Source organism: Mycobacterium terramassiliense (assembly GCF_900157385.1).
GTDB lineage: Bacteria > Actinomycetota > Actinomycetes > Mycobacteriales > Mycobacteriaceae > Mycobacterium > Mycobacterium terramassiliense.
The window spans coordinates 1-22,450 of sequence record NZ_LT717701.1; the positions used below are offsets into that span (position 1 = coordinate 1).

Genomic DNA, 22,450 nt, shown 5'->3' on the forward strand with positions numbered 1-22,450 from the left:
CCGCCGCCGGCACCCGACCCGCTGGCCGCGCCCCCGCCTCCGTTTGCGCCGCCGCCGTTTACCTTCCCGGGTGCGTCGCCGGTGGCGGCGGGTCCCGCCGCCGGGCAGAACCCGACGCCGTTCACGGGCACGCCGCCGTTCGGGCCGCCGTCGTTCGTCCCGAAAAACGGCTCGACGGTGGGCGTGGGCCAACCGATCATCATCAACTTCCCCGGCCGGGTTGACGACGCGGGCGCGGCCATCGACGCGGTCCACGTGTCATCGGTCCCGCCGGTGCCGGGCAAGTTCTACTGGATGACCCCGACCCAGCTGCGCTGGCGCCCGCTGAGCTTCTGGCCCGCTCACACCGACGTGACGGTCGACGCGGGCGGCACCGTGTCCACCTTCCACACCGGCGACACCCTGATCGCCACGGCCGACGATTCGACCCACCAGCTGACCGTGACGCGCAATGGCACCGTGGAGAAGACCATCCCCATGTCGATGGGCATGACGTCCGGCAACCACCAGACCCCCAACGGCACCTACTACGTGCAGGAGAAGATGCCGTCGGTGGTGATGGACTCCTCGACCTACGGCGTCCCGGTCAACTCGACGTACGGCTACAAGGTGACCGTCGAGCTGGCCGTCCGCTTCGACAACGTTGGGGACTTCGTGCACAGCGCCCCGTGGTCGGTGGACGACCAGGGCAAGCGCGACGTCAGCCACGGCTGCATCAACATCAGCCCGTCCAACGCGAGGTGGTTCTTCGACAACTTCGGGCCGGGGGATCCGATCATCGTGAAGAACTCCACCGGCGGCGACTACAAGAAGAACGACGGCTCGAGCGACTGGATGTCGTAACGGCGTAGCCGAGCAGTCCCAAGAGCCCCCTTTTCGTCACGAACCGGGGGCTTTTGCGGCCGCTGGGCCCCTTTCGCGGGCCGGCCTGTTATGTATAGCATCATACATATGCGTAGCCCCCGCGAGCGGATGGTGGTGTCCGCCGCGCTGCTGATCAGGGAGCGCGGCGCGCACGCCACGGCCATCTCGGACGTCCTCGAGCACAGCGGCGCGCCGCGCGGGTCGGCCTATCACTACTTCCCGGGCGGGCGGACCCAACTGCTCTGCGAGGCCGTCGACTACGCGGGCGAACACGTCGCCGCCGTCATCGCAGGGGCCGCCGGCTGCCGCGAACTGTTGGACACGCTGATCGACAAGTACCGCCGACAGCTCCTCGAGACCGACTTCCGCGCCGGCTGCCCCGTGGTCGCGGTCTCCGTCGAAGCCGGCGAGCAGTCCGACCGCGACCGGATGGCACCGGTGGTCGAGCGTGCCGCGGCGGTGTTCGACCGCTGGTCCGGCCTGATCGCCCAGCGCCTCATCGCCGACGGCATCGCGGCCGATCGTGCCCGCGAGTTCGCGGTGCTGGCGACCTCGGCGCTCGAGGGGGCGATCGTCCTGGCCAGGGTGCGGCGCGACCTCGCCCCGCTCGATGTCGTCCGCCGCCAGCTACACCGACTGCTCGTGGCCGAACTCTCCGAAGGGGTTTCGCAATGACCACCACTGAATGGGCGCCGACGGCCTGCATCCTGTGCGAATGCAACTGCGGCATCGTCGTGCAAGTCGAGGACGGCCACCTGGCCCGCATCCGGGGCGATAAGGCGCACCCGGGGTCGCAGGGGTACACATGCAACAAGGCGCTGCGGCTCGACCACTACCAGAACAACCGCGCCCGCCTGACCTCGCCGATGCGCCGCCGCGCTGACGGCACGTTCGAGGAGATCGACTGGGACACGGCGATTGTCGAGATCGCCGAGGGGTTCAAGCACATCCGCGACGCCTACGGCGGGGACAAGATCTTCTACTACGGCGGGGGCGGGCAGGGCAACCATCTGGGCGGCGCCTACAGCGGCGCGTTCCTGAAGGCGCTCGGTTCGCGGTATCGGTCGAACGCGTTGGCGCAGGAGAAGACCGGGGAGGCCTGGGTCGACGCGCAACTCTATGGCGGTCATACGCGGGGCGAGTTCGAGCACGCCGAGGTGTCGGTGTTCGTGGGCAAGAACCCGTGGATGTCGCAGAGCTTTCCGCGGGCCCGGGTGGTGCTCAACGAGATCGCCAAGGATCCGGCCCGGTCGATGATCGTCATCGATCCCGTCGTCACCGACACCGCGAAGATGTCCGACTTCCACCTGCGGGTGCGCCCGGGAACCGACGCCTGGTGCCTGGCCGCCCTGGCGGGCGTGCTCGTCCAGGAAAACCTTTGCGACGAAGCCTTTCTCGCCGAGCACGTGCGCGGCTCCGACGCCGTGCGCGCGGCGCTGCGCGAGGTTCCGGTCGCCGACTACGCGTCGCGCTGCGGGGTCGACGAGGAACTGTTGCGCGCGGCCGCGCGGCGCGTCGGCGCCGCCGCGAGCGTGGCGGTGTTCGAGGACCTCGGGGTTCAGCAGGCGCCCAACAGCACCCTGTGCTCCTACCTGAACAAGCTGCTGTGGATCCTCACCGGCAACTTCGCGAAAAGGGGCGGCCAGCACCTGCATTCGTCGTTCGCGCCGTTGTTCAGCCAGGTCACCGGGCGCACGCCCGTCACCGGTGCGCCCGTCATCGCCGGGCTGATACCGAGCAACGCGGTGCCCGAGGAAATCCTGACCGACCACCCCGACCGCTTCCGGGCCATGATCGTCGAGAGCAGCAATCCCGCCCACTCGCTGGCCAACTCGGCCGCCTGCCGCGAGGCCTTCGGCGCGCTGGAACTGATGGTGGTAGTGGACGTCGCGATGACCGAGACCGCACGGCTCGCCCATTACGTGCTACCCGCGGCGTCGCAGTTCGAGAAGCCCGAGGCGACCTTCTTCAACTTCGAGTTCCCCGCCAACACTTTTCAGTTGCGCCGGCCGTTGCTGCCGCCCCTGCCGGGCACGCTGCCCGAACCCGAGATCTGGGCGCGGCTGGTGCGCGCGCTCGGCGTACTCGACGACGCCGAGCTGCGCCCGCTGCACGAGGCCGCACGCCGCGGCCGGCAAGCCTACGCCGAGGCGTTCCTTTCCGCCGTGGCCGCCAATCCGACCGTGGCGAAGCTGGTTCCGTACGTGCTCTACGAGACACTGGGGCCGACACTGCCCGACGGGTTGGCCGGCGCGGCCGCCGCGTGGGGGCTGGCCCAGAAGACCGCGATGGCCTACCCCGAGGCCGTCCGGCGGGCCGGCCACGCCGATGGCAACGCGCTGTTCGATGCCATCCTGGCCAGCCCATCGGGCGTCACGTTCACCCGGCACGAATACGAGGATGACTTCGCGCTGATCAGCCACGCGGACCGCAAGATCGCGCTGGAAATCCCCGAAATGCTGAAGGACCTAAGGGCTTTGGCCGCGGCGCCGCCCCGCCTGACCACCGCGGAGTTCCCGATCGTCCTGTCCGTCGGTGAGCGGCGCGCCTACACCGCCAACGACATCTTCCGCGACCCGTCCTGGCGCAAGCGCGACGCCGACGGCGCGTTGCGGGTCAGCGTCGAGGACGCCCAGGCCCTGGGGCTCGCCGACGGGCAACGGGCCCGGGTCAGCACCGCTGCCGGCAGCGCCGAGGTGGCCGTCGAGATCACCGAGACCATGCTGGCCGGGCATGCGGCCCTGCCCAACGGTTTTGGCCTCGACTACGTCGACGACGCAGGCGATACCGTTGTTCCGGGCGTCGCCCCGAACGCGCTCACCTCGACGGAGTGGCGCGACCCGTACGCCGGCACGCCGTGGCACAAGCACGTGCCCGCGCGCATCGAAGCGTGCGGGGTGGCCTAGTTCCAGATCCTGACCCGCCGCTGCGGCGCGAGGTACAGGGCGTCGCCCTCGGTCACGTCGAAGGCGTCGTAGAAGGCATCCATGTTGCGGATGACACCGTTGCAGCGGAACTCCGGCGGCGAATGCGGGTCCACCGCCAATCGCCGGATCGCTTCGGCATCACGGGATTTGGTGCGCCACACCTGCGCCCAGCCGTAGAATACTCGCTGCACTCCGGTCAGGCCATCGATGACCGGGGCGGGTTCGCCGTTCAGTGACAGCTGGTAGGCCAGCAGCGCGATGGACAGCCCGCCGAGGTCGCCGATGTTCTCGCCGACGGTGAACGCGCCGTTGACGTGATACCGGCCGTCGAGCGCCCGGGGCGTGTACGCGTCGTACTGCTCGATCAGCGCCTTGGTGCGGGCACCGAACTCGGTGCGGTCGTCGTCGGTCCACCAGTCGACCAGGTTGCCGTCGCCGTCGTATTTGGCGCCCTGGTCGTCGAAACCGTGCCCGATCTCGTGACCGATCACCGACCCGATCCCGCCGTAGTTGGCGGCGTCGTCGGCCTCGGCGTCGAAGAAGGGCGGCTGCAAAATGGCTGCGGGGAAGACGATTTCGTTCATCCCCGGGTTGTAGTACGCGTTGACGGTCTGGGGCGTCATGAACCACTCGTCGCGGTCCACCGGCCCGCCGAGCTTGGCCAGCTCGCGGTCGTGATTGACCGCGTATCCGCGTTGGTAATTGCCGTACAGGTCGTTGCGGTCGATCACCAGCGCCGAGTAATCCCGCCACTTCGCCGGGTAGCCGACCTTGGCGGTGAACTTCTCCAGCTTGGTCAGCGCCCGCTCGCGGGTCTGCGGCGTCATCCAGTCCAGTTCGCTGATGGACAACCGGTACGCCGCCTTCAGGTTGTCCACCAGGGCGTCGATGCGGGCCTTGGCGCTCGGCGGGAAATGCTGCTGCACGTAAAGCTTTCCGACGGCATCGCCCAGCAGGCCCTCCACCAGCGACACCGCCCTCTTCCAGCGCTCGCGGATCTGCTCGGCGCCGGTCAGCAGGCGACCGTAGAAATCGAAGTCCGCGGCGACGAGGTCGTCGGTCAACCACGCGGCGCGGGCGCGGATCACGCGCCAACGCGCCCAGCGCTTCCAGTCCTCGATGTCTTCGCTGTCCCACAGCGCGGCGAACGCGGTCAGGTAGTCCGGTTGGCGCACAACCACTTCCGCGAGGGCGTCGGGGGAGCCGCCCAGCGCGGCCGCCCAGCCGGCCCAGTCGAAGCCCGCCGCCTCGTCCCGCAGCCCGGCGAAGGTGCGCAGGTTGTAGGTGAGGTCGGCGTCGCGGCGCTTGACCACGTCCCAGTGCGCGGCCGCGAGTTTGCTCTCCAGCGCCACGATCCGGGCCGCGGTGTCGGCGTGATCGCCGCCGTACACGAGGCCGAACATCCGCGCGATGTGTCCCGGGTAGGCGGCCAGCACGGCGGCGTGCTGCTCCTCGCGGAAGTACGACTCGTCGGGCAGGCCGATGCCCGACTGCGAGAAGTGCACCAGGTAGCGGGCCGAGTTCTTGGCGTCGGTGTCCACATAGAACGCGACGCCGCCGCCTACGCCCGTGCGCTGCAGGGCGCCGATCGCGCCGGCCAGGGCGGCGCGGTCCGCGCAGGCGTCGATCGAGGCCAGCTCGTCGAGCAGCGGGGCCAGGCCCCGGCGTGCGACGGCGTGTACGTCGAGGAAGCTGCCGTAGAGGTCACCGATGCGTTGCTCGTCGGTGTTCGCCGGGGCGCCCCGCCGGCTGGCCTCCTCGATCAGGTCGCGGACCTGCTCCTCGGCCCGGTCGTACAGCGCGCGGAACGCGCCGTCGGTCGCGCGGTCGGGGGGAATCTCGTAGTCGGCCAGCCAGCGGCCGTTGACATGGCCGAACAGGTCGTCTTGGGGGCGGGCGGTCGCGTCGACAAAGCTCAGGTCGACGCCCGATCGGATGGCCTCTACAGTCACCCCGCCATCCTTCCATCTTCTTTTGGATGCAACGATCGGCCCATGTCAGACGACGCCGAACTGGTCGAAGCCGAAGACGACGTCGATCCCGACGACGACGTCGACCCCGCAACCGCCGACTCCGAGCCCGAACCGGCGGCCCCCCGGATCTTTTCGCCGTACGGCATCGCGTCCACCGTGCTCGGCGTGCTGGCGGTGGCCGCCGTGGTGTTCGGCTACTTCATCTATTCCGCCCACCGCGACGAGCTGGGCGAGCGCAGCTACCTGACGCGCGTCATGCAGACCGCCGCGGAGTGGACCGGCGTGCTGATCAACATGAACAGCGGCAACATCGACGCCAGCTTGCAGAAGCTGCACGACGGCACGGTCGGCGAACTCAACACCGACTTCGACGCGGCCGTGCAGCCCTACCGGCAGGTGGTGCAGAAGCTGCAGTCGCAGAGCGCAGGCCGGATCGAGGCGGTGGCGATCGAAACGGTGCACCACGACCTGGACACCCAGCCCGGTGTCTCGCGGCCGGTGGTCACCACCAAGCTGCCGCCGTTTGCCACCCGGACGGATTCGGTGATGCTGGTTGCCACGTCGGTCAGCGAGAACGTCGGGGCCAAGCCGCAGGTGGTGCATTGGAACCTGCGGCTCGACGTCTCCGACGTCGACGGCAAGCTGATGATCTCCGGGCTGGGATCCATCCGATGAGAAACATCTGGCGGCTGCTGGCCTTCGACGTCGTGGCGCCGCTGGCCGCCATCGCCGCCCTGCTGGCCATCGGGATGGTCCTCGGCTGGCCGCTGTGGTGGGTGTCGGGATGCACGGCGCTGCTGGTGCTGATCGCCGAGGGCGTGGCCGTGAACTTCTGGCTGCTGCGCCGTGATTCGGTCAGCGTCGGCACCGACGACGACGCGCCCGGTCTGCGGCTGGCCGTGGTGTTGCTGAGCGCGGCCGCCCTGGGCGCGGCGGTGCTGACCGGCTACACGCACTGGACGCGGCCGGATCGCGAGTTCAGGAAGGATTCCCGCGACGTGGTTCAGGTCGCCACGGGGATGGCCGAGGCGATGGCGTCGTTCACGCCGAGCGCCCCCACCAGCTCCATCGACCGGGCCGCGGCCATGATGCTGCCCGAGCAGGCGGGCGCGTTCCGTGACCAATACAAGCAGTCCAGCGCCGATCTGGCCCAGCACAATGTGACGGCACAGGCCGCCACGCTGGCGGCCGGGGTCGAGGCCTTGGGGCCGACGGCGGCCAGCGTGGCCGTGATCCTGCGGGTGACCCAGAACGCGCCCGGCCAGCCCCCCAGTCAGGCGTCGCCGGCGCTGCGGGTGACCCTGGCCAAGAAGGGCGGCACCTGGCTGGTGGCGGACGTGCGGCCGATCAATTCCCGGTGATCAGTCGGCTTCGGTCGGCCGCGCGGACTTCACCTTGACGAACCGATCCGACAGCCGGCGCATCCGGATCATCAGCGCGGACGTCGGGCTGATGCTGCCGTCGAGGTAGGTGCCCAGCTCCTCGGGCGACACCCCGATGCGCGACGCGAATTCCTGTTCGCCCAGTCCCGACCGGTCGATCAGCAGCCGCACGTGGCGGGCGACCTCGGCGCGTTCGTTGGCCTCCAGGTGGGTGCGGGCGCGCTCCAGCACCTCCCAGAGGGCCTTGGAGATGCCCGACGGACGCGTGCCCTCGAGGACCTCCTCGACCTGGCGGGCGGTCCGCCCGTACGGGTCGCGCTTCAGCGCGGCGGCGATGCGCTTCCAGGTGGCGATGTCGCCGCCTTGGAGGGCCGACCGGATGGCGGCCGTCGGCCAGAACTCCACCGGCTGGTCGGGATCCGGAAGGGGGCCGGCGGGTCCGCCGTTGGGCCTGCGCTGGTCGCCGGCGGACCGCTGGGGTGGCGGCGCCGGACGTCGCTCGGATGCCAACGTCACCTCGCCTCCTCCAGCATCGCTACGGCCACCGAGAGGCAGCGCTGCTTGACATCTTCCCAGTCTGCCTTGGCGTCGGGTTCCGACCACTGGTCGTCGCCGAAATCGGAAGGATGCGGATCCGCGAGCCGGCGGACTAGCTGCGTTGCCATCCATTCCCGCCTGGACGTCTGACAACAGTAATAGCTATCCATGCCGGCCAGCACCACAGCGGCGGTCTCCGGCTCCACGCTGTCCACCATGTCAGCAAAGTCGGCGTAATCGCGGCTGCTGTTACGGCACATGATCAAGTAGCCCTTGAGCCGCAGCGCCTCCGCGCCGGTCGGGACGAGCAGGCGGTCGCCGGTGGGCAGCTGCACGTTGGTGGTCTCCACCGGGCTGCGCCGCTCGAACCTCGGCGGCTCGCAGTCGTCGACATCGGTCTCCAGCGCGTCGATCGCCACCGACAGCCGCCCCCGCCACAGCGTGACCGGGTGAACCGGGCGGTCCCCCGCGATCGCGCGGGCGATGCCGTTGCGCGACGCGAGGCCGCCGACGAGCTTCTTGGCGGCCGAGTGGCCGTTGCCGCCGTTCTTGGCGGCCGCCGGGCCCACCCCGTTCCCCGCTTCGTCGTCGATGCTCACCTGGTGGGGGATCTGTCCGGGGCCGAGCCCCCGGCTGCCCTCGGGGCCTTGGGAAAAGCCGGGCTGCGCCGCCTTGCCATTGCGCCCACACCCGGTGAAGGCCAGCGGGTCGGCGACGCAAATGGCATCGGGTGCAAGGGTTTTGAGCTTCGCGGCCGACTTCAGCACCATGCGCAGGTCGGCGCTGGGTGGCGTGAGCGCGGAGATGTCGTCGGGGATGACCACGACGTCACCGAGGTCGACCTCGGGCAGCGGGCGGTCGAAGTCGACCGACGGCAGCACGCGACGCAGCCACCGGGGCATCCACCAGTTCCACTGGGTGAACATCGCCATCAGCGCCGGGACCAGGACCAGCCGCACCACGGTGGCGTCCACGGCGATCGCGACGGCGCACGCCACGCCGATCTCCGCGACCAGCGGCATGCCGGCGAACGCGAAGCCGATGAACACCGCGATCATGATCAGCGCGGCGCTGGTGATGGTGCGGGCGCTGGTGCTCACGCCGTAGGCGACCGCGTCCCGGGTGTTCCCCGAGTGGAGGAACCGCTCCCGGATGCGGGTGAGCAGGAAGATCTCGTAGTCCATCGACAACCCGAACGTCATCGCCAGCACCAGCGGGGGCACGGTGCTGTCGATCGAACTGATCTGGGTGAATCCGAGGCCCTGCAGCCAGCCCCACTGGAAAACCATCACCAGGCTGCCGTACGCGGCGGCGACCGACAGCAGCGTCATCAGCACGCCCTTGAACGCCAGGAACACCGAGTGGATGGAGATCAGCAGCATCACGAACGCGATCGCCGCCACGAACAGCAGCACGAACGGCTCGGTCTGCGACACCCGGTCGTCGAAGTCCTTGATCAACGCGGTCGGGCCGCCCACGTCGACCCGCGCCGTCCCCGGGTCGGGGATCTTGGAGAGCTGCGTGCGCATCCAGCCAACGGTGTCGCGGGCCCTCATGTCCTCGGGATCCACCGACAACACCGCGGACACCAGGGCGCTGCCGTTGTCCTCGGCGAATTGCGGGGGCGACACCGAGACGATGTTGGGCGCCTGCGTCATCTTCTGGCGGATGGCGGCCACCGTCTGGCTGTGCTCGGGTGAGGCCGCGCCGCCGTCGGGAAAGCTGATCAGCACCCGGATGGGACCCAGCGCGCCCGGCCCGAGCGCCTGGGCCGCCGCGCCGACGCCGGCGCGGATCTCGTGGGACGAGTCGAACTGGCGCAACAGGCTGTTGCCCAGCACCATCGACCCCGCCGGCACGGCCATGATGAGCAGCACCACCGACGCCGCCACCGCCGACGCCCACGGCCGGCGCATCACCCAGCCGATCCACCGATTCCAGAACCGGGACTGGGCGCCCTCGGGCTGACGCGACCAGTGCAACAGGCGCGACCTCTTGGCGGCCGCCCGCCCGAACGTCGCCAGCACCGCCGGCGTCAGGGTGGCCGCCGACAGCATCGCGACCGCGACGGCCATGATCGCGCCGGTGGCCATCGACTTCAGCGCCGGGGTGTTGATGATGTAGATGCCGGTCAGGGAGGCGACGACGGTCATCCCCGACAACACCACCGCCAGCCCGGAAGTGGCCATGGCGGCGTCCACGGCCTCGTTCGGCTGGCGGCCGGCGCGCAGTTCCTCGCGGAAACGCATCAGGATGAACAAGGAATAGTCGACGGCGAGCGCGATGCCGAACATCGACACCGTCGAGGTCACGAACACCGACATGGTGGTGTACGCCGACAGTAGATAGACCAGGCCCATGGTGACGACGACGGTGCAGGCGCCGAGGGCGAGCGGGATCGTCGCGGCGGCCAGCGAGCCGAACACCGCCAGCAAGACGATCAGGATGATCGGCAGGTTCCATTTTTCGGCGGCGGCGATGTCGTGCTTGGTGTTCGCCGCCGCGGCGGCGCTGAGCGCGCCCTGCCCGATGACGTAGAGCCGGACCCTGCCGTTGGCGGTCTGGCCCGGCTGATCACCCTTGACGCCGACCCTCTGTTGGAGTTGTTTGGCGAGGTCGCTGGTGCCGGCGTTGCGCGCGTCCAGCCGCAGCGACACGACGTAGGGACGGTCGGGCTGCGGCGGCCGCTGGGTGGGGTTGGGCACCTCGGTGACGCCCGGGAACTCGCCGGCGACCTGCCGCAGCATCGCGACCGCGTCGTTGATGTCGGAGTAGCTGGCGTCCGGGCGGGGAGCCGCCACCAGCGCCAACGAGGATGCGCCCTGATCGTGGTAGAGATCCTCGAGCTGGTCGTGAACCGCCAGCGACTGGGAGCCGGCCACTTCGAAACCGCCACCGGTCAGGTTTCCCGACTGCGACATGGCCAGATACACCGCCGGCACCAATGCCAGCAACCAGCCTGTGAAGACCAACCAGCGGTACTTACGCAGGCTGCGGCTGATGCGCATCATGAACTGCTGGATTTCTTCACTCCCCGGGCTCTCGCGCAATGCGTGCAGGCGAGAATACCGCAGCAGGCTGTGGATTATGTCGGCTTATCTAGTTCCTGAGCTGCAACGACACGGATGTTGCCAAGCCGCCGCCCAGTTGTTGTGAACCGGTGACCAAGCGGGATTTCCGTCACACGCGCTAGCAGCGGCGATGGGGGCGATGGCAGGATGTCGGGTGGCCGCGCGGGGGATGGGAAGTCCGCCGATCAAACACCGTCTAATGCAGCCGTTCGCAACGCGTTTGGCACCCGCGCGCACCTCGCAAACTCCGAAGGGGTTGACCATGACAACAGGCACCGCGACCAGGCGCCGCAGACTTATCGCCGGGCTGATCGCCGCCGCCGCGCCCGGCGCCGCCCTTGCCGTCCTCGCCGGGCCGCCCGCCACGGGCGCCAACGACCCGTGCGCGGCCAGTGAGGTCGCCCGCACGATCGGTTCGGTCTCGAAGTCCATGGGCGACTACCTTGACTCGCATCCCGAGACCAACCAGGCGATGACGACCATCCTGCAGCAGCAGGCCGGACCGCAATCGTTCACCGGGCTGAAGTCCTACTTCGAGGCCAACCCCAAGGTTGCCGGCGACATGACGTCGATCGCGCAGCCGCTGACCAACATCTCGACGCAGTGCAAGCTGCCGATCACCATCCCACAGGCGATGGGCATGATGCAGCAGGCGCAGGGCGCGGCCGGCGGCCTTCCGGGTGGGCTGCCCGCGCTGCCCGGCAACGCCGCCGGTGCCCCGCCCGCCGGCGGTCTTCCGGGCGGCACGCTTCCCGGCGTCACGGTCGGCGGCGCACCGCGCCCGAACAGCGTCGGCTAACCGCCGCGTTCCGGCTGCTGCTCGTGGGGCGGCAGCGGACCCTGCAGGGCGGTCTCGGTCGGGTCGGCGGACGGGTCGACGCGGATCACCGGTAGCGGCCCCGTGATGGGGTCGTCGCCCTCGGCGACGCCGGTGTTCTCGGTGCGGAACACGAAGAAGAACACCACCCAGCCGACGGCGGAGATGAGTAGCCAGCTGATCAGCCGGTAGATCAGCATGGCGGAGATGGCGTTCGGCAACGACATCCCGCTGGAGACGAGGCCGGGCACCAGCACCGCCTCCACGACCAGCAGCCCGCCCGGCATCAGCGGTATCGTGCCGACGGCGCGGGCGGCCGCGTAGGCAACCGTCAGCCCGGCCACCGACGCGTGGTCGCCGGCGGCGTACGCGGCGAAGCCCAGGCAGGCCACGTCGGCGATCCAGTTGAACATCGACCAGCTGAACGCGACGCCCAGGTCGCGGCGGCCCAGGCTCACCGATTCGAGCTGGGTGAGGGTCTCGCGCCACCGGTCCAGGCCGGTGTCGGCCGGCTTGCCCCGGAGGGAGTTGAACCACGACAAAACCCGGCTGCCGATGCCCTCGATCAGCTCCGGCCGCGACGCCACCGCCTGGGCCAGCAGCAACAGCGCGACGAACCCGCCCAGCGTGAACAGCAGCGAGAACGGGTTGTTCTTGGCGCCCAGGAAGAACGCACCGCCCAGCCCGAGCAGCGCCAGCCCCACCGCCTGCAGCACGCCGGACATCACCAACTGCCACGAGGCCACCACCGTCGAGGCACCCCAGATCCGCTGCTGGCGCAGCAGGAACGTCGCCGACAGGACGGGGCCGCCCGGCAGCGTGGTGCTCAGCGAATTGGCCGCATAGAACGCGGCCTCCGACCGCAATTGCCTGACGTGCACGCCGGCCGATCCCAGCAGGGTGCGCTGGATCTGCGCGAAGCTGTGCATCGACGCGGCCGCGGCCAGCACCGACGCGATCAGCCACCACCAATTGGCCTCGTACAGGCTCATCCAGGCCTTGGCCAGCTGATTCCAGCCGAGTGAAATCTCGACAGCAAGCACGATCGCGACGACGGCCAGGATGGCCCAGCGCACCCACCAGTACTTGCCGCGCGGCGGTGCTTCGCGCGTCAGGTCCAGCTTGCGGGTGGCGTCGTGCGACACGTGCTTTAGGGTAACCGCGCAGGTGGCGCGGCCAGCGAGGCGAAGCTCCGACCGTGTCTTGCTCGTTCCGGGGCCGTAACCGGATCGTGCCGGGCCCGGTGAGCGGGGGACCCCGCAACGGCCGGTCGCGGCGCCGCGCCGCCAGATAGGCTGGCCTGATGCCGGCAAATCCCGAGGCCGCCTTCGAGGCTGGGTCCGTCGAACCCCTTGTCCGAAAGGCCGCCGCCTGGGCGTGGCGTTTGCTGGTCATTTTGGCCGCGGTGCTCGCGCTGCTCTGGGTGGTCTCGAAGCTGGAGATCATCGTCGTCCCGGTGTTGCTGGCGCTGATTATCAGCGCGTTGCTGGTTCCCGCGGTCGACTGGATAGACAAACGGGGCCTGCCGCGCGGGGCGGCGGTGGCGCTGGTCATGCTGGGCGGGTTCGCGATTCTGGGCGGCATCCTGGCGTTCGTCATCGCCCAGTTCGTCTACGGCCTGCCCGACCTGACGGAGCAGATCAGCCGCAGCATCGACTCCACCCGCCGCTGGCTGATCGAGGGTCCGTTGCATCTGCGGGGCGAGCAGATCTCCAACGCGGGCAACGCCGCGATCCAGGCGCTGCACAACAATCAGTCGAAGCTGACCAGCGGTGCGCTGTCCACCGCGGCGACGATCACCGAGCTGGTGACGGCCGCGGTGTTGGTGCTGTTCACGCTGATTTTCTTCCTCTACGGCGGGCGCAACATCTGGCAGTACGTCACCAAGATCTTCCCGGAGGACGCCCGTGCGCGGGTGCGTGAGGCGGGCATCGCCGGATACGGGTCGCTGATCAGCTACGTGCGCGCCACCTTCCTGGTCGCCCTGACCGATGCGGCGGGCGTCGGCACCGGGTTGGCGATCATGGGCATCCCGCTGGCGCTGCCGCTGGCCTCGCTGGTGTTCCTCGGTGCCTTCATCCCGCTGGTGGGTGCGGTGGTCGCCGGCTTCCTGGCCGTCGTGGTGGCCCTGCTGGCGAAAGGCTTCGTCTACGCGCTGATCACGCTGGGTTTGCTAATAGCGGTGAACCAGCTCGAGGCGCATTTGCTGCAGCCGCTGGTGATGGGTCGCGCCGTCTCGATCCACCCGCTCGGGGTGGTGCTGGCCATCTCCACCGGCGGCGTCCTCGGCGGGATCGTGGGGGCCCTGCTCGCCGTTCCGACGGTCGCGTTCCTCAACAACGCGATCCAGGTGCTGCTCGCCCCGGATCCGTCCGCGGAGGCCGAAATGCAGGCCGAGGCGGCCGACCAGGCGGAACTCGTTCAGGCCGAACCGGACCGGCCCGGCGATAAACCCGACTGAGCCGCCAAGCCCTTACAGTCGCCCCTCGCGGCGCAACAGATCCTGGGCGCTGACGCCCGCGCCGCCCCCGCCGCCGCGGCGGCGGGGGCGGCGCGGGCGTCAGCGCCCAGGATCTGTTGCGCCGCGAGGGGCGACTGTAAGGGCTTGGCGGCTCAGTCGGGTTTATCGCCGGGCCGGTCCGGTTCGGCCTGAACGAGTTCCGCCTGGTCGGCCGCCTCGGCCTGCATTTCGGCCTCCGCGGACGGATCCGGGGCGAGCAGCACCTGGATCGCGTTGTTGAGGAACGCGACCGTCGGAACGGCGAGCAGGGCCCCCACGATCCCGCCGAGGACGCCGCCGGTGGAGATGGCCAGCACCACCCCGAGCGGGTGGATCGAGACGGCGCGACCCATCACCAGCGGCTGCAGCAAATGCGCCTCGAGCTGGTTCACCGCTATTAGCAAACCCAGCGTGATCAGCGCGTAGACGAAGCCTTTCGCCAGCAGGGCCACCACGACGGCCAGGAAGCCGGCGACCACCGCACCCACCAGCGGGATGAAGGCACCGAGGAACACCAGCGAGGCCAGCGGCAGCGCCAGCGGGATGCCCATGATCGCCAACCCGGTGCCGACGCCCGCCGCATCGGTCAGGGCGACCAGGAAGGTGGCGCGCACGTAGCTGATCAGCGACCCGTATCCGGCGATGCCCGCCTCACGCACCCGCGCACGGGCGTCCTCCGGGAAGATCTTGGTGACGTACTGCCAGATGTTGCGCCCGCCGTAGAGGAAGAAAATCAGCGTGAACAGCACCAACACCGCGGCCGTCACCAGCTCGGTGATCGTCGCCGCGGTGGACAGCGCACCGCTGGTCAGCTTCGACTGATTGTTGTGCAGCGCCTGGATCGCGGCGTTGCCCGCGTTGGAGATCTGCTCGCCCCGCAGATGCAACGGACCCTCGATCAGCCAGCGGCGGGTGGAGTCGATGCTGCGGCTGATCTGCTCCGTCAGGTCGGGCAGGCCGTAGACGAACTGGGCGATGACGAACGCCAGGATGCCGCCCAGAATCGCGAACCCGCCCAGCATGACCAGCGCCACCGCCGCCCCGCGCGGCAGGCCCCGTTTGTCTATCCAGTCGACCGCGGGAACCAGCAACGCGCTGATAATCAGCGCCAGCAACACCGGGACGACGATGATCTCCAGCTTCGAGACCACCCAGAGCAGCGCGAGCACCGCGGCCAAAATGACCAGCAAACGCCACGCCCAGGCGGCGGCCTTTCGGACAAGGGGTTCGACGGACCCAGCCTCGAAGGCGGCCTCGGGATTTGCCGGCATCAGGCCAGCCTATCTGGCGGCGCGGCGCCGCGACCGGCCGTTGCGGGGTCCCCCGCTCACCGGGCCCGGCACGATCCGGTTACGGCCCCGGAACGAGCAAGACACGGTCGGAGCTTCGCCTCGCTGGCCGCGCCACCTGCGCGGTTACCCTAAAGCACGTGTCGCACGACGCCACCCGCAAGCTGGACCTGACGCGCGAAGCACCGCCGCGCGGCAAGTACTGGTGGGTGCGCTGGGCCATCCTGGCCGTCGTCGCGATCGTGCTTGCTGTCGAGATTTCACTCGGCTGGAATCAGCTGGCCAAGGCCTGGATGAGCCTGTACGAGGCCAATTGGTGGTGGCTGATCGCGTCGGTGCTGGCCGCGGCCGCGTCGATGCACAGCTTCGCGCAGATCCAGCGCACCCTGCTGGGATCGGCCGGCGTGCACGTCAGGCAATTGCGGTCGGAGGCCGCGTTCTATGCGGCCAATTCGCTGAGCACCACGCTGCCGGGCGGCCCCGTCCTGTCGGCGACGTTCCTGCTGCGCCAGCAGCGGATCTGGGGTGCCTCGACGGTGGTGGCCTCGTGGCAGTTGGTGATGTCCGGCGTGCTGCAGGCGGTGGGGCTGGCGCTGCTCGGGCTGGGCGGTGCGTTCTTCCTGGGCGCCAAGAACAACCCGTTCTCGCTGCTGTTCACGCTGGGCGGGTTCGTCGCGCTGTTGCTGCTGGCCCAGGCGGTGGCGTCGCGGCCGGAGCTGATCGAGGGCATCGGCAGCCGGGTTTTGTCGTGGTTCAACTCCCTCCGGGGCAAGCCGGCCGACACCGGCCTGGACCGGTGGCGCGAGACCCTCACCCAGCTCGAATCGGTGAGCCTGGGCCGCCGCGACCTGGGCGTCGCGTTCAGCTGGTCGATGTTCAACTGGATCGCCGACGTGGCCTGCCTGGGCTTCGCCGCGTACGCCGCCGGCGACCACGCGTCGGTGGCCGGGCTGACGGTTGCCTACGCGGCCGCCCGCGCCGTCGGCACGATACCGCTGATGCCGGGCGGGCTGCTGGTCGTGGAGGCGGTGCTGGTGCCCGGCCTCGTCTCCAGCGGGATGTCGTTGCCGAACGCCATCTCCGCCATGCTGATCTACCGGCTGATCAGCTGGCTACTCATCTCCGCCGTCGGCTGGGTGGTGTTCTTCTTCGTGTTCCGCACCGAGAACACCGGCGTCGCCGAGGGCGACGACCCCATCACGGGGCCGCTACCGGTGATCCGCGTCGACCCGTCCGCCGACCCGACCGAGACCGCCCTGCAGGGTCCGCTGCCGCCCCACGAGCAGCAGCCGGAACGCGGCGGTTAGCCGACGCTGTTCGGGCGCGGTGCGCCGCCGACCGTGACGCCGGGAAGCGTGCCGCCCGGAAGACCGCCGGCGGGCGGGGCACCGGCGGCGTTGCCGGGCAGCGCGGGCAGCCCACCCGGAAGGCCGCCGGCCGCGCCCTGCGCCTGCTGCATCATGCCCATCGCCTGTGGGATGGTGATCGGCAGCTTGCACTGCGTCGAGATGTTGGTCAGCGGCTGCGCGATCGACGTCATGTCGCCGGCAACCTTGGGGTTGGCCTCGAAGTAGGACTTCAGCCCGGTGAACGATTGCGGTCCGGCCTGCTGCTGCAGGATGGTCGTCATCGCCTGGTTGGTCTCGGGATGCGAGTCAAGGTAGTCGCCCATGGACTTCGAGACCGAACCGATCGTGCGGGCGACCTCACTGGCCGCGCACGGGTCGTTGGCGCCCGTGGCGGGCGGCCCGGCGAGGACGGCAAGGGCGGCGCCGGGCGCGGCGGCGGCGATCAGCCCGGCGATAAGTCTGCGGCGCCTGGTCGCGGTGCCTGTTGTCATGGTCAACCCCTTCGGAGTTTGCGAGGTGCGCGCGGGTGCCAAACGCGTTGCGAACGGCTGCATTAGACGGTGTTTGATCGGCGGACTTCCCATCCCCCGCGCGGCCACCCGACATCCTGCCATCGCCCCCATCGCCGCTGCTAGCGCGTGTGACGGAAATCCCGCTTGGTCACCGGTTCACAACAACTGGGCGGCGGCTTGGCAACATCCGTGTCGTTGCAGCTCAGGAACTAGATAAGCCGACATAATCCACAGCCTGCTGCGGTATTCTCGCCTGCACGCATTGCGCGAGAGCCCGGGGAGTGAAGAAATCCAGCAGTTCATGATGCGCATCAGCCGCAGCCTGCGTAAGTACCGCTGGTTGGTCTTCACAGGCTGGTTGCTGGCATTGGTGCCGGCGGTGTATCTGGCCATGTCGCAGTCGGGAAACCTGACCGGTGGCGGTTTCGAAGTGGCCGGCTCCCAGTCGCTGGCGGTTCACGACCAGCTCGAGGATCTCTACCACGATCAGGGCGCATCCTCGTTGGCGCTGGTGGCGGCTCCCCGCCCGGACGCCAGCTACTCCGACATCAACGACGCGGTCGCGATGCTGCGGCAGGTCGCCGGCGAGTTCCCGGGCGTCACCGAGGTGCCCAACCCCACCCAGCGGCCGCCGCAGCCCGACCGTCCCTACGTCGTGTCGCTGCGGCTGGACGCGCGCAACGCCGGCACCAGCGACCTCGCCAAACAACTCCAACAGAGGGTCGGCGTCAAGGGTGATCAGCCGGGCCAGACCGCCAACGGCAGGGTCCGGCTCTACGTCATCGGGCAGGGCGCGCTCAGCGCCGCCGCGGCGGCGAACACCAAGCACGACATCGCCGCCGCCGAAAAATGGAACCTGCCGATCATCCTGATCGTCTTGCTGGCGGTGTTCGGCTCGCTGGCCGCCGCGACGATCCCGCTCGCCCTCGGCGCCTGCACCGTCGTCGTCACCATGGGCCTGGTCTATCTACTGTCGGCGTACACCACCATGTCGGTGTTCGTGACCTCGACGGTGTCGATGTTCGGCATCGCGCTCGCCGTCGACTATTCCTTGTTCATCCTGATGCGTTTCCGCGAGGAACTGCGCGCCGGCCGCCAGCCGAACGAGGCCGTGGACGCCGCCATGGCCACTTCCGGGCTGGCGGTGGTGTTGTCGGGGATGACCGTCGTCGCCTCCCTGACCGGCATCTACATCATCAACACCCCGGCGCTGAAGTCGATGGCCACCGGCGCGATCATGGCCGTCGCGGTCGCGATGCTGTCGGCGGCCACCCTGACGCCGGCGGTGCTGGCGACGTTCGGGCGGGCGGCCGCCAAGAGGTCGCGCCTGTTGCACTGGTCGCGTCAGCCCGAGGGCGCCCAGTCCCGGTTCTGGAATCGGTGGATCGGCTGGGTGATGCGCCGGCCGTGGGCGTCGGCGGTGGCGGCGTCGGTGGTGCTGCTCATCATGGCCGTGCCGGCGGGGTCGATGGTGCTGGGCAACAGCCTGTTGCGCCAGTTCGACTCGTCCCACGAGATCCGCGCCGGCGTCGGCGCGGCGGCCCAGGCGCTCGGGCCGGGCGCGCTGGGTCCCATCCGGGTGCTGATCAGCTTTCCCGACGGCGGCGCGGCCTCACCCGAGCACAGCCAGACGGTGGCCGCCATCCGCCAGAAGATGACGCAGGCGCCCAACATCGTCTCGGTGTCGCCCCCGCAATTCGCCGAGGACAACGGCAGCGCCCTGGTGTCCGCGGTGTTGTCGGTGGATCCCGAGGACATGAGGGCCCGCGACACCGTTGGCTGGATGCGCACGCAGCTCTCCAAGATCCCCGACCCGGGGACGGCGCGGGTCGACGTGGGCGGCCCGACCGCGTTGATCAAGGACTTCGACGACCGGGTGTCGCAGACCGAGCCGTTCGTGCTGCTGTTCGTGGCGGCGATCGCGTTCGTGATGCTGCTGATCTCCATCCACTCGGTGTTCCTGGCGTTCAAGGGCGTGCTGATGACGCTGCTGTCGGTCGCCGCCGCGTACGGCAGCCTGGTGATGGTTTTCCAGTGGGGCTGGCTGCAGGGCCTCGGATTCACCCAGATCAGTTCGATCGACAGCACCGTGCCCCCGCTGGTGCTGGCGATGACGTTCGGGTTGTCGATGGACTACGAGATCTTCCTGCTCACCCGCATCCGGGAGCGGTTCCTCCACTCGGGGAACACCCGGGACGCGGTCGCCTACGGCGTGAGCACCAGCGCCCGCACCATCACCAGCGCCGCGCTGATCATGATCGCGGTGTTCATCGGCTTCGCGTTCGCCGGCATGCCGCTGGTCGCGGAGATCGGCGTGGCGTGCGCCGTCGCGATCGCCGTGGACGCCACCGTGGTGCGGCTGGTCCTGGTCCCGGCGCTGATGGCGATGTTCACCCAGTGGAACTGGTGGATGCCCCGGTGGCTGCGTCGCGTGCTGCCGTCGGTCGACTTCGACCGCCCGCTGCCCGAGGTCGACCTCGGTGACGTCGTGGTCATCCCCGACGACATCTCCGCGCTCACGCCACCCAGCGCCGACCTGCGCATGGTGCTGAAGTCGGCCGCGAAGCTCAAAACCCTTGCACCCGATGCCATTTGCGTCGCCGACCCGCTGGCCTTCACCGGGTGTGGGCGCAATGGCAAGGCGGCGCAGCCCGGCTTTTCCCAAGGCCCCGAGGGCAGCCGGGGGCTCGGCCCCGGACAGATCCCCCACCAGGTGAGCATCGACGACGAAGCGGGGAACGGGGTGGGCCCGGCGGCCGCCAAGAACGGCGGCAACGGCCACTCGGCCGCCAAGAAGCTCGTCGGCGGCCTCGCGTCGCGCAACGGCATCGCCCGCGCGATCGCGGGGGACCGCCCGGTTCACCCGGTCACGCTGTGGCGGGGGCGGCTGTCGGTGGCGATCGACGCGCTGGAGACCGATGTCGACGACTGCGAGCCGCCGAGGTTCGAGCGGCGCAGCCCGGTGGAGACCACCAACGTGCAGCTGCCCACCGGCGACCGCCTGCTCGTCCCGACCGGCGCGGAGGCGCTGCGGCTCAAGGGCTACTTGATCATGTGCCGTAACAGCAGCCGCGATTACGCCGACTTTGCTGACATGGTGGACAGCGTGGAGCCGGAGACCGCCGCTGTGGTGCTGGCCGGCATGGATAGCTATTACTGTTGTCAGACGTCCAGGCGGGAATGGATGGCAACGCAGCTAGTCCGCCGGCTCGCGGATCCGCATCCTTCCGATTTCGGCGACGACCAGTGGTCGGAACCCGACGCCAAGGCAGACTGGGAAGATGTCAAGCAGCGCTGCCTCTCGGTGGCCGTAGCGATGCTGGAGGAGGCGAGGTGACGTTGGCATCCGAGCGACGTCCGGCGCCGCCACCCCAGCGGTCCGCCGGCGACCAGCGCAGGCCCAACGGCGGACCCGCCGGCCCCCTTCCGGATCCCGACCAGCCGGTGGAGTTCTGGCCGACGGCCGCCATCCGGTCGGCCCTCCAAGGCGGCGACATCGCCACCTGGAAGCGCATCGCCGCCGCGCTGAAGCGCGACCCGTACGGGCGGACCGCCCGCCAGGTCGAGGAGGTCCTCGAGGGCACGCGTCCGTCGGGCATCTCCAAGGCCCTCTGGGAGGTGCTGGAGCGCGCCCGCACCCACCTGGAGGCCAACGAACGCGCCGAGGTCGCCCGCCACGTGCGGCTGCTGATCGACCGGTCGGGACTGGGCGAACAGGAATTCGCGTCGCGCATCGGGGTGTCGCCCGAGGAGCTGGGCACCTACCTCGACGGCAGCATCAGCCCGACGTCCGCGCTGATGATCCGGATGCGCCGGCTGTCGGATCGGTTCGTCAAGGTGAAGTCCGCGCGGCCGACCGAAGCCGACTGATCACCGGGAATTGATCGGCCGCACGTCCGCCACCAGCCAGGTGCCGCCCTTCTTGGCCAGGGTCACCCGCAGCGCCGGCGACGCCTGACTGGGGGGCTGGCCGGGCGCGTTCTGGGTCACCCGCAGGATCACGGCCACGCTGGCCGCCGTCGGCCCCAAGGCCTCGACCCCGGCCGCCAGCGTGGCGGCCTGTGCCGTCACATTGTGCTGGGCCAGATCGGCGCTGGACTGCTTGTATTGGTCACGGAACGCGCCCGCCTGCTCGGGCAGCATCATGGCCGCGGCCCGGTCGATGGAGCTGGTGGGGGCGCTCGGCGTGAACGACGCCATCGCCTCGGCCATCCCCGTGGCGACCTGAACCACGTCGCGGGAATCCTTCCTGAACTCGCGATCCGGCCGCGTCCAGTGCGTGTAGCCGGTCAGCACCGCCGCGCCCAGGGCGGCCGCGCTCAGCAACACCACGGCCAGCCGCAGACCGGGCGCGTCGTCGTCGGTGCCGACGCTGACCGAATCACGGCGCAGCAGCCAGAAGTTCACGGCCACGCCCTCGGCGATCAGCACCAGCAGCGCCGTGCATCCCGACACCCACCACAGCGGCCAGCCGAGGACCATCCCGATGGCCAGCAGGGCGGCGATGGCGGCCAGCGGCGCCACGACGTCGAAGGCCAGCAGCCGCCAGATGTTTCTCATCGGATGGATCCCAGCCCGGAGATCATCAGCTTGCCGTCGACGTCGGAGACGTCGAGCCGCAGGTTCCAATGCACCACCTGCGGCTTGGCCCCGACGTTCTCGCTGACCGACGTGGCAACCAGCATCACCGAATCCGTCCGGGTGGCAAACGGCGGCAGCTTGGTGGTGACCACCGGCCGCGAGACACCGGGCTGGGTGTCCAGGTCGTGGTGCACCGTTTCGATCGCCACCGCCTCGATCCGGCCTGCGCTCTGCGACTGCAGCTTCTGCACCACCTGCCGGTAGGGCTGCACGGCCGCGTCGAAGTCGGTGTTGAGTTCGCCGACCGTGCCGTCGTGCAGCTTCTGCAAGCTGGCGTCGATGTTGCCGCTGTTCATGTTGATCAGCACGCCGGTCCACTCCGCGGCGGTCTGCATGACGCGCGTCAGGTAGCTGCGCTCGCCCAGCTCGTCGCGGTGGGCGGAATAGATGAAGTAGCCGAACACCACGGCGGCCACCGCCAGCACGCCGAGCACGGTGGACGCGATGCCGTACGGCGAAAAGATCCGGGGGGCCGCCGGTTCGGGCTCGGAGTCGGCGGTTGCGGGGTCGACGTCGTCGTCGGGATCGACGTCGTCTTCGGCTTCGACCAGTTCGGCGTCGTCTGACATGGGCCGATCGTTGCATCCA

The 22,450-nt window shown here is 69.5% G+C and carries 18 protein-coding genes; 10 read left to right on the forward strand and 8 right to left on the reverse strand.

Going from position 1 to position 22,450, the window contains the following annotated elements:
• The 3 genes from MTAB308_RS14615 to MTAB308_RS14625 all read left to right on the forward strand — a co-directional run.
• A partial coding sequence (locus MTAB308_RS14615) for a L,D-transpeptidase (RefSeq protein ID WP_216823672.1) occupies positions 1 to 843 on the forward strand: 843 nt, incomplete at its 5' end.
• Positions 844 to 951: 108 nt separating this feature from the next.
• Positions 952 to 1,539 carry a TetR/AcrR family transcriptional regulator gene (locus tag MTAB308_RS14620; RefSeq protein WP_077100212.1) on the forward strand — a complete coding sequence of 196 codons (588 nt, stop codon included), beginning with the start codon at positions 952 to 954 and terminating at the stop codon, positions 1,537 to 1,539.
• A complete protein-coding gene (locus tag MTAB308_RS14625; protein ID WP_077100213.1) occupies positions 1,536 to 3,770 on the forward strand; it encodes a molybdopterin-dependent oxidoreductase in 2,235 nt (744 codons plus the stop codon). Before MTAB308_RS14620 ends, MTAB308_RS14625 begins: the two co-directional genes overlap by 4 nt.
• Here MTAB308_RS14625 and MTAB308_RS14630 read toward each other — a convergent pair.
• Positions 3,767 to 5,743, reverse strand: coding sequence for a M13 family metallopeptidase (locus tag MTAB308_RS14630; protein WP_077100214.1), 1,977 nt, complete (start codon positions 5,741 to 5,743; stop codon positions 3,767 to 3,769). The genes MTAB308_RS14625 and MTAB308_RS14630 overlap by 4 nt on opposite strands.
• A 42-nt stretch (positions 5,744 to 5,785) precedes the next feature.
• On the opposite strand from MTAB308_RS14630, the gene MTAB308_RS14635 reads away from it, so the two are divergent.
• Positions 5,786 to 6,439: a hypothetical protein gene (locus tag MTAB308_RS14635; RefSeq protein ID WP_077100215.1), complete on the forward strand. Its 654-nt coding sequence runs from the start codon at positions 5,786 to 5,788 to the stop codon at positions 6,437 to 6,439.
• The gene (locus MTAB308_RS14640; RefSeq protein WP_077100216.1) at positions 6,436 to 7,125 is read left to right on the forward strand and encodes a hypothetical protein; all 690 of its coding nucleotides are present in this window, start codon (positions 6,436 to 6,438) and stop codon (positions 7,123 to 7,125) included. The genes MTAB308_RS14635 and MTAB308_RS14640 overlap by 4 nt, the downstream gene beginning before the upstream one ends.
• On the opposite strand, the gene MTAB308_RS14645 is transcribed toward MTAB308_RS14640, so the two are convergent.
• Together MTAB308_RS14645 and MTAB308_RS14650 are read right to left on the reverse strand one after the other, a co-directional pair.
• Positions 7,126 to 7,662, reverse strand: coding sequence for a transcriptional regulator (locus MTAB308_RS14645; protein WP_077100217.1), 537 nt, complete (start codon positions 7,660 to 7,662; stop codon positions 7,126 to 7,128). It lies immediately after the preceding gene.
• The gene (locus MTAB308_RS14650) at positions 7,659 to 10,694 is read right to left on the reverse strand and encodes an MMPL family transporter (protein WP_077100218.1); all 3,036 of its coding nucleotides are present in this window, start codon (positions 10,692 to 10,694) and stop codon (positions 7,659 to 7,661) included. Before MTAB308_RS14650 ends, MTAB308_RS14645 begins: the two co-directional genes overlap by 4 nt.
• 322 nt (positions 10,695 to 11,016) lie before the next feature.
• Here MTAB308_RS14650 and MTAB308_RS14655 point away from each other — a divergent pair, with 322 nt between their 5' ends.
• Entirely contained in the window at positions 11,017 to 11,553 is a 537-nt protein-coding gene (locus tag MTAB308_RS14655; protein ID WP_077100219.1) for a hemophore, read from the forward strand.
• Here MTAB308_RS14655 and MTAB308_RS14660 read toward each other — a convergent pair.
• A complete protein-coding gene (locus MTAB308_RS14660) occupies positions 11,550 to 12,716 on the reverse strand; it encodes a lysylphosphatidylglycerol synthase transmembrane domain-containing protein (RefSeq protein WP_077100220.1) in 1,167 nt (388 codons plus the stop codon). The two genes, MTAB308_RS14655 and MTAB308_RS14660, sit on opposite strands and share 4 nt — an antisense overlap.
• A gap of 158 nt (positions 12,717 to 12,874) precedes the next feature.
• Here MTAB308_RS14660 and MTAB308_RS14665 point away from each other — a divergent pair, with 158 nt between their 5' ends.
• Positions 12,875 to 14,032: an AI-2E family transporter gene (locus MTAB308_RS14665; RefSeq protein ID WP_077100221.1), complete on the forward strand. Its 1,158-nt coding sequence runs from the start codon at positions 12,875 to 12,877 to the stop codon at positions 14,030 to 14,032.
• 152 nt (positions 14,033 to 14,184) lie between these two features.
• Here the strand turns inward: MTAB308_RS14665 and MTAB308_RS14670 are convergent, their stop codons facing one another.
• Positions 14,185 to 15,342 (reverse strand): AI-2E family transporter, encoded by a 1,158-nt coding sequence (locus tag MTAB308_RS14670; protein WP_077100221.1) that lies wholly within the window; start codon positions 15,340 to 15,342, stop codon positions 14,185 to 14,187.
• A 158-nt stretch (positions 15,343 to 15,500) separates the two neighbouring features.
• On the opposite strand from MTAB308_RS14670, the gene MTAB308_RS14675 reads away from it, so the two are divergent.
• On the forward strand, positions 15,501 to 16,667 hold the full coding sequence (locus tag MTAB308_RS14675) for a lysylphosphatidylglycerol synthase transmembrane domain-containing protein (protein WP_077100220.1): 1,167 nt from the start codon (positions 15,501 to 15,503) through the stop codon (positions 16,665 to 16,667).
• On the opposite strand, the gene MTAB308_RS14680 is transcribed toward MTAB308_RS14675, so the two are convergent.
• Positions 16,664 to 17,200, reverse strand: coding sequence for a hemophore (locus tag MTAB308_RS14680; RefSeq protein ID WP_077100219.1), 537 nt, complete (start codon positions 17,198 to 17,200; stop codon positions 16,664 to 16,666). The genes MTAB308_RS14675 and MTAB308_RS14680 overlap by 4 nt on opposite strands.
• A 322-nt stretch (positions 17,201 to 17,522) precedes the next feature.
• Between MTAB308_RS14680 and MTAB308_RS14685 the strand changes: the two genes are divergently transcribed.
• A complete protein-coding gene (locus tag MTAB308_RS14685; RefSeq protein WP_077100218.1) occupies positions 17,523 to 20,558 on the forward strand; it encodes an MMPL family transporter in 3,036 nt (1,011 codons plus the stop codon).
• Positions 20,555 to 21,091 carry a transcriptional regulator gene (locus MTAB308_RS14690; RefSeq protein WP_077100217.1) on the forward strand — a complete coding sequence of 179 codons (537 nt, stop codon included), beginning with the start codon at positions 20,555 to 20,557 and terminating at the stop codon, positions 21,089 to 21,091. Before MTAB308_RS14685 ends, MTAB308_RS14690 begins: the two co-directional genes overlap by 4 nt.
• On the opposite strand, the gene MTAB308_RS14695 is transcribed toward MTAB308_RS14690, so the two are convergent.
• Both MTAB308_RS14695 and MTAB308_RS14700 read right to left on the reverse strand, forming a co-directional pair.
• Positions 21,092 to 21,781, reverse strand: coding sequence for a hypothetical protein (locus tag MTAB308_RS14695; protein WP_077100216.1), 690 nt, complete (start codon positions 21,779 to 21,781; stop codon positions 21,092 to 21,094).
• Positions 21,778 to 22,431, reverse strand: a complete 654-nt coding sequence (locus tag MTAB308_RS14700) for a hypothetical protein (RefSeq protein WP_077100215.1) — start codon at positions 22,429 to 22,431, stop codon at positions 21,778 to 21,780. The genes MTAB308_RS14695 and MTAB308_RS14700 overlap by 4 nt, the downstream gene beginning before the upstream one ends.
• Between the last annotated feature and the right edge of the window lie 19 nt (positions 22,432 to 22,450).

What these genes read in the sequence shown, in the direction of transcription:
- MTAB308_RS14700 (WP_077100215.1), bottom strand. Translation starts at nt 22,431, where the DNA reads ATGTCAGACGACGCCGAACTGGTCGAAGCCGAAGACGACGTCGATCCC.
- MTAB308_RS14640 (WP_077100216.1), top strand. Translation starts at nt 6,436, where the DNA reads ATGAGAAACATCTGGCGGCTGCTGGCCTTCGACGTCGTGGCGCCGCTG.
- MTAB308_RS14685 (WP_077100218.1), top strand. Translation starts at nt 17,523, where the DNA reads ATGATGCGCATCAGCCGCAGCCTGCGTAAGTACCGCTGGTTGGTCTTC.
- MTAB308_RS14620 (WP_077100212.1), top strand. Translation starts at nt 952, where the DNA reads ATGCGTAGCCCCCGCGAGCGGATGGTGGTGTCCGCCGCGCTGCTGATC.
- MTAB308_RS14695 (WP_077100216.1), bottom strand. Translation starts at nt 21,781, where the DNA reads ATGAGAAACATCTGGCGGCTGCTGGCCTTCGACGTCGTGGCGCCGCTG.
- MTAB308_RS14670 (WP_077100221.1), bottom strand. Translation starts at nt 15,342, where the DNA reads ATGCCGGCAAATCCCGAGGCCGCCTTCGAGGCTGGGTCCGTCGAACCC.
- MTAB308_RS14650 (WP_077100218.1), bottom strand. Translation starts at nt 10,694, where the DNA reads ATGATGCGCATCAGCCGCAGCCTGCGTAAGTACCGCTGGTTGGTCTTC.
- MTAB308_RS14655 (WP_077100219.1), top strand. Translation starts at nt 11,017, where the DNA reads ATGACAACAGGCACCGCGACCAGGCGCCGCAGACTTATCGCCGGGCTG.
- MTAB308_RS14635 (WP_077100215.1), top strand. Translation starts at nt 5,786, where the DNA reads ATGTCAGACGACGCCGAACTGGTCGAAGCCGAAGACGACGTCGATCCC.
- MTAB308_RS14625 (WP_077100213.1), top strand. Translation starts at nt 1,536, where the DNA reads ATGACCACCACTGAATGGGCGCCGACGGCCTGCATCCTGTGCGAATGC.
- MTAB308_RS14680 (WP_077100219.1), bottom strand. Translation starts at nt 17,200, where the DNA reads ATGACAACAGGCACCGCGACCAGGCGCCGCAGACTTATCGCCGGGCTG.
- MTAB308_RS14665 (WP_077100221.1), top strand. Translation starts at nt 12,875, where the DNA reads ATGCCGGCAAATCCCGAGGCCGCCTTCGAGGCTGGGTCCGTCGAACCC.